The 1,293-nt window shown below is 41.8% G+C and carries 1 protein-coding gene; it reads left to right on the top strand.

Annotated features, from left to right (window positions below; all coding sequences use genetic code 11):
- The first annotated feature begins 56 nt into the window (after positions 1-56).
- A complete protein-coding gene (locus I6F53_RS20065; RefSeq protein WP_197177149.1) occupies positions 57-1,259 on the top strand; it encodes an IS256 family transposase in 1,203 nt (400 codons plus the stop codon).
- Positions 1,260-1,293 lie beyond the last annotated feature (34 nt).

Below are 1,293 nucleotides of genomic sequence, written 5' to 3'. Positions count from 1 at the left end.
GGTAGTGTTTAGAAATCTGTGTCATTTCAGTATTATTAAGAAAACAGGAGTGACACATGACTCAATCTTTCGATTTCAACAAAGCATTAGCTGAACTTCAAGCTGGTAAAGGTCTTACTGGCGAAGACGGTGTTCTAACACCCTTAATCAAACAACTCACCGAAGCGGCTCTTAAAGCCGAATTAGAGCAGCATCTACAATCTGAGACGCAAGTTAACCGTAAAAATGGTTCAACCAAAAAAACAGTTAAGTCATCCATAGGCCAATTCGAACTTGAAACGCCCAGAGACCGTTCAGGTTCGTTTGAACCTCAGCTTGTTAAAAAGAACCAAACTAAGTTAACGCCTGAAATTGATGAGAAAATCCTATCTATGTTTGCTTTAGGTATGAGCTATCGAGATATTCGAGGCCACATACAGGATATGTATGGCGTTGAAGTATCAGAGGCCACCATCACTGCCGTAACAGACCAGCTGATACCAGAGCTTAAAGCATGGCAAGCTCGCAGCTTAGATACGCTTTACCCGTTTATCTGGCTTGATGCCATTCACTATAAAATTAAAGAAAATGGACGCTACGTGAGTAAGGCTATTTATACCGTGCTAGGTGTGAATATCGAGGGCCGAAAAGAGTTACTTGGTTTATATGTCTCTGAAAGTGAAGGGGCTAACTATTGGTTAGCAGTATTAACAGATTTACATAATCGTGGTGTATCCGATATTTTAATTGCCTGTGTTGATGGACTAAAAGGCTTCCCTGAAGCAATAGCAACAATCTACCCCGACGCCGAAGTGCAGGAGTGCGTCATTCATCAAATTCGTAATTCGATGAAGTACGTTGCTTCAAAGCACCAAAAAGAGTTTATGACTGACTTGAAACCCGTTTATAAGGCTGCCACTAAGGATGCAGCAGAAGCCGCTCTTGACGAATTAGATGCCAAATGGGGCAAGTTATACCCTATTGTTATCGCGTCTTGGCGTCGTAAATGGGGCAATCTGTCGGTTTATTTCAAGTATCCAGATTACGTGCGTAAAGCTATTTATACCACGAATGCGATTGAAGCTGTACATCGTCAGTTTAGGCGACTCACCAAGACTAAGGGAGGATTCCCTAATGAAAACAGCTTGATGAAACTATTGTATGCAGGCATATTAAATGCCTCAAAGAAATGGACAATGCCAATCCATAACTGGAATCTGACATTGTCGCAATTGGCCATCCACTTCGAAGGTAGGTTAGATGGTGTGCTAGATATTTAGCAATTTAGGCTGACACAGAATTCTGAACGCCCTC

This window comes from Pseudoalteromonas sp. SWN29 (assembly GCF_015864465.1).
Taxonomy (GTDB): domain Bacteria; phylum Pseudomonadota; class Gammaproteobacteria; order Enterobacterales; family Alteromonadaceae; genus Pseudoalteromonas.
The sequence above is the reverse complement of the archived record's forward strand: the minus strand, read 5'-3'. Positions and strand labels throughout refer to the sequence as shown.

What these genes read in the sequence shown, in the direction of transcription:
- I6F53_RS20065 (WP_197177149.1), top strand. Translation starts at nt 57, where the DNA reads ATGACTCAATCTTTCGATTTCAACAAAGCATTAGCTGAACTTCAAGCT.